The sequence below is a fragment of the Bilophila sp. 4_1_30 genome, assembly GCF_000224655.1.
Classification (GTDB): domain Bacteria; phylum Desulfobacterota; class Desulfovibrionia; order Desulfovibrionales; family Desulfovibrionaceae; genus Bilophila; species Bilophila wadsworthia.
The window spans coordinates 825,910-830,879 of sequence record NZ_JH114233.1 but is presented as its reverse complement, the minus strand read 5'-3'; the positions used below and the strand labels follow the sequence as shown (position 1 = coordinate 830,879).

The window sequence follows — 4,970 nt, the reverse complement described above, 5'->3', positions numbered from 1 at the left end:
CGCCTCATGGCCGCCAACGCCCGCATCGGCGCGGCGCGCGCGGCGTTCTTCCCGTCCTTCTCGCTGACGGCGGAGGGGGGCTACTCCTCGACGCATCTGGATCGGGTATTCCTCGATCCGGCGCGGATATGGAGCATCATGGGCGGGCTGGCGCAGCCGCTGTTCGAGGGCGGCAGGCTCACGGCGAAGCAGCGCATGGCGGAGGCCAAATACGAGGAAGCGCGGGCGGCCTATGTGGGGAGCGTACAGAACGCCTTCACGGAGACGCGCGACGCCCTCGCCGGGAACCGCATCAGCCGCAAGGCGCTCGCCGCCAGCACGGAGCGGGTGAAGGAGCTTGCGCGCAGCAACGAGATCATGGAAAAGCAGTATGATGCTGGCCTGAGCAGCGTTATGGACCTGCTCGACGTGCGCCGCCAGCTCTTGGCCGCCCGGCAGGAACAGGCCGAGGCTCGCCGCCGCCAGCTCGCCGCCGTGGTCGGGCTGTGCAAGGCGCTCGGCGGTGGCTGGACGGAAGCGAAGGGGTTTGAATGAGGCATCGGGGAAGGGAACCCTTCGGAAGGGATTCCCTTTCCCCTCCCGAACCAGCCTGCCTGCGCCTTCCGCCGCACGGGGCTTCCGTTCCGTTGCCGTCCCGGAATGTCCCGCCGGGGATGCGCCTTCCCGTGGGCTTTCGGCCGGGGAGGGGGCGGGCCGCCGGGTTCCGGGGAACGGGAACGTTCCGGCGTGGAAGGGCAGCGGCCCGCGTGGGGGAGGCTCTATCTGTCGAGGTTCAGGAAGATGGTCTTGGTTTCGGTGTACTGGTCGTGGGATTCGCGGCCCTTGTCCTTGCCGCCGAACCCGGAGAGCTTGTAGCCGCCGAAGGGCGTGGTGTTGTCGCCCTCGCTGAAGCAGTTGACGGAGACGGTGCCCGCCTTGAGCGCGCGGGCGTACTTGTGGGCCTTGGTGACGTCCTCGGTGAACAGGGTGGCCTGCAAGCCGTATGCGGTGGCGTTGGCGAGCCCTACGGCTTCCTCGTCGCTGTCGGCGGGGAGGATGGCGGTGACGGGGCCGAAGATTTCCTCACGGACGATGGTCATGTCCGGGGTCACGCCGTCGAAGATGGTGGGCGGGATGAACAGCCCGCTGCCGATGGCGAGGGGCGCTCCGCCGGTGAGGACATGCCCTCCTTCGTCCTTGCCCTTCTCGATGTAGCCCATGATGGTCCTGAACTGGCCTTCGCTCACGATGGAGCCGAGGTTGTTCTCGGGATCGAGCGGGTCGCCGATGCGCCAGTTTCCAAGCTCGGCGAGCAGGGCTTCGGTGAAGGCGTCCTTGCGCTTGCGGGGCACGATGATCCGGGAGTTGGCGGTGCAGTTTTCGCCCATGTTCCAGAAGGCGGCAGCGGCGGCCTGCGCGGCGACGGCGGCGTAGTCGGTCACGTCGTCGAGCACCACGAAGGGGCTCTTGCCGCCGAGTTCCAGCACGATGCGCTTGAGGTTGCTCCGGGCGGCGTATTCAAGGAAGCGGCGGCCCACTTCGGTGGAGCCGGTGAAGGACACCACGTCCACGCCGGGGTGCAGCCCGAGCGCCTCGCCCACGGAGGAGCCGGGGCCCGTGATCACGTTGAACACGCCTTCGGGGATGCCCGCTTCGGCGGCGAACTCCGCGAGCTTCAGGGTGGAGAGCGAGGTGACGCTGGCGGGCTTGAGGATGACGCTGTTGCCTTCGGCAAGGGCGGGGCCGAGCTTCCAGCCCACCATCATGAGCGGGAAGTTCCACGGCAGGACGCAGGCGACCACCCCGGCGGGCTCGCGCACGATGAGCCCCAGCCTGCCGTCCCCGGAGGGGGAGATGCCGCCGTACTGCTTGTCCGCGCATTCGGCGTGCCATTCGAGGCACTTGATGGTTTCCGGCAGATCCGTGAGCAGGCATTCGCGGACGGGCTTCCCGCTGTCCAGCGATTCGAGGACAGCCAGCTCGACCTGATGCTTTTCGATGAGCCCGATGAAGCGCATGAGGATTTTTTTGCGCTCCGAAGGATGCATACGCGACCAGACCCCGCCTTCAAAAGCCTTGCGCGCCGCGGCGACGGCCTTGTCGACGTCTTCGCGCCCGCAGGAGGCGACCCGGGCGATTTCCTTGCCCGTCGCGGGGTTGACGGTCGGCATTGTCTCGCCGGAGAGGGCGGGGGCGAATGTCCCGCCGATAAAGGCTTCGGTCGGGTAGGACAGGTTCGCGGCAATCCGTTCGTAGTCGGCGTGGGACAGCAATGTCATGGCGGCATCTCCTTAATCGTTTGAGTGGCTTTTCAGATCCAAGGGCCGGAGGGCGGTGCGGCGCGCGCTTCCCGCCTGCCGGTTCCGCAAAACTCCCCGCCGAAAGGCGGCGGAGGGTTTCGCTGTTGATGGTTGCCCGCCCGGCCGGAACCGGCGCAGGAAAAACGCGGCGGCCAATCCCTTGGGAGCATATGCCCGAGGGGTGAGGCCGCATCCCTCTGTCCGGGCCGTTCCAGAACGGGGCTCCCTCCTTGCTTTATTCCTTATGATACGGTCCGTTGGGGACAGCCTTGAACGTCTTCCGGCAGGGGGCGGGTACTTCCCGGCAGCCTTCCCTCCGGCCCGCACCGGAACGGATGCCTTCCGCGCGGCCCCGCCAGCCGAAAGCCTTGGGAAGGGAGAGGGTCCGGGAGGGGAACCTGTGCGGGGGCTTCCCGCTCTCCCAAAAGGCTCCCCCCGGCACGTTTCCCCTAACCTTCCGCCACGGCTACCAGGAAACGAACCCGTTCTTCAGCTTGTCGTTCTCTTCCACGATAAGGTGGTTGAACCCGGTGATGTGGACGTCCGAGCAGGACACGTAGGGGACGATCGCGGACACGCCGCCCAGCGTGGTTTCCCGCAGCCCCCTGGCGTGGAACGCGCCGCCGCAGACGCTTTTCTGGACGGCCGTTGACGTCGAATTCGACGAGGACGCTGCGGACGTCCCCGCCGAGGGACTGGCGGACAAGGGCGCCTATGCGGGCTGCGCCGGCGACGTGGGAACTGGAAGGGCCGCGCATGACGGGGCCGATGACGTCGTTGAACAGGCTTGCGGGAAGTTTTGCCATAACGACTCCTTAAAGTAGTGCTTGAAAAAAGAGCGGGGCCCGTCGAGGCCCCGCGCGGTACGGCTACATGAGGCCGGGGAGGGAGCTTGCGAACATGTTCAGGATGAGGAGGACGGCAAGCCCCACGAGGCCGGAGATCAGCGTGGGGATGGGGTAGACGAGGAACGCCTGCTTGGTGCTCAGGCCGGACATCTTGCAGATGGTCCAGAAGCCGGAGTCGTTGGGCAGGCCGAGGCCGATGCCGCCGCAGCAGATGGCGAGGCCCACGAGGACCGGGGAGGCGCCGAGCTGGGAAGCGACCGGGGCGAGCACGGCGGAGGCCGTCACGATGGAGACCGTAATGGAGCCGAGGCCGATGCGCAAGCACTGGCTCATGAGGAAGCCGAGCAGGATGACCGGGATGCTCCAGCTCTGCATGACGTCGACGATGGCGGTGCTGATGCCGCTCGCGCCGATGACGGCCCCGAACGCGCCGCCCGCGCCGATGATGGCGAGGATGGAGCCCACGGATTCGGCGCCGCGCGAAACCACGGTGTCGAAAGGCTCGGGCAGGTGCTCGCGCAGGGAGAAATACGCCACGAACACGGTGATAAGCAGCACGATGTTGGTGTTGCCGAAGAAGGAGACGACGCGGCTGGCGGACGAGGCCGGATCAAGGAAGGCGTTCAGGATGTTGGCAAAGAAAATCAGCACGATGGGCAGGAAGATGATGGCGATGCCGAGCGCGCCGCTGGGGTGGGCGGACTTGGCGAGGGCCTGTTCCACAAGGGCGGCGTCGGGCTCCTCGTCCGTGAGGAAAATGGGGAACTTCCTGCCGAGGTACTTGCCGTACAGCACGCCGCCGATGAGCGAGGCGGGCAGGGCGATGAGCGCGCCGTAGACGATGAACCAGCCGATGTCCGCGCCCATGTTCCCGGCGACGGCCACGGGGCCGGGGGTGGGGATGACGAGGGCGTGTGTGCAGGTGAGGCCGACGACGAGGGCCGTGACCAGCGTGTTGAGGGCCAGCTTGCCTTCGCGGGCCATTTCCCGGATGAGGCCGATGAGGATGACGAAAGCCGCGTCGAAGAACACCGGGATGGAGATGATGTAGCCGGTGAGGTTCAGGGCCAGCGCGGATTTTTCCCGCCCGCACAGCCGCAGCATGGTGTTGGCGATTTCGCGGGTGCACCCGGATTCGTGGAGGATCTGCCCCATGGCGACGCCGAGCAGGATGATGATGCCGATGTCGCCCATCGTGTCCCCGAAGCCCTTGCAGGACGTCTTGATGATGGCCATCGGGTCAAGGCCGGAGCATACGCCCATCAGCAGGCAGCCGATGAACAGCGAGAGGAACGGGTGCAGTTTGAACTTGATGACCAGCGCCAAGACGACCGAGATGGACACAAGAAAGGCCAGGATGAGCGAGAGGTTACCGTCCATGAAAGGCTCCTGTGAAAGGGGTTGGGGGGTCCGGGGGAGGACAGCCTGCCGTGGGGAGGCAGGGGGCCGGGGCTGTAAGGGGTTCTTCGCCGTCGATGTATCCGCCGGAGGCCGCGGGGGATGCGCCTCCGGCGGAAGGCCTGATGAAAACGCGGGGGAAGCGCTTCCGGCTTGGCCTGCGGAGTACGCGGGGAACGCGCCTCCGGCTGACGGTTCAGGTACTCCGGGGGGAATGGAATACCCGCCCGCCGACGGCGCGCCGTGGTTCCCGTGGGGTGGAAACCGGGGCGCGGACCGTGGCGGGAAAAAGAAATCCCGAACGTTTATGAGAGATTACGGCCTGACGGCTATAATCCTTCAGGCGGAATGGACATGGAGGCCAGTTCTTCCAGCGGAAGCGGGAAGAGGGGCGGCTGCGCGTGGTAGGGCGGCAGCGTCTCGATGGGCAGGCCGTGCGCGTGGG

General features: G+C 66.7%; 4 protein-coding genes. 1 reads left to right on the top strand and 3 read right to left on the bottom strand.

What is annotated here, in order from left to right; translation table 11 throughout:
* Positions 1-534: TolC family protein (locus HMPREF0178_RS22105; RefSeq protein ID WP_009380692.1), on the top strand; the 534-nt coding region annotated here is incomplete at its 5' end.
* A 224-nt stretch (positions 535-758) separates the two neighbouring features.
* Here the strand turns inward: HMPREF0178_RS22105 and HMPREF0178_RS15485 are convergent.
* From HMPREF0178_RS15485 to HMPREF0178_RS15470, 3 genes are all read right to left on the bottom strand, one after another.
* Complete coding sequence (locus HMPREF0178_RS15485) at positions 759-2,258, bottom strand: aldehyde dehydrogenase (RefSeq protein WP_009380691.1); 1,500 nt, start codon at positions 2,256-2,258, stop codon at positions 759-761.
* 487 nt (positions 2,259-2,745) lie between these two features.
* Complete coding sequence (locus HMPREF0178_RS21120; RefSeq protein WP_085962711.1) at positions 2,746-2,985, bottom strand: proline racemase family protein; 240 nt, start codon at positions 2,983-2,985, stop codon at positions 2,746-2,748.
* Between the two features lie 163 nt (positions 2,986-3,148).
* Positions 3,149-4,507, bottom strand: a complete 1,359-nt coding sequence (locus HMPREF0178_RS15470; RefSeq protein ID WP_009380689.1) for a GntP family permease — start codon at positions 4,505-4,507, stop codon at positions 3,149-3,151.
* Positions 4,508-4,970: the final 463 nt, after the last annotated feature.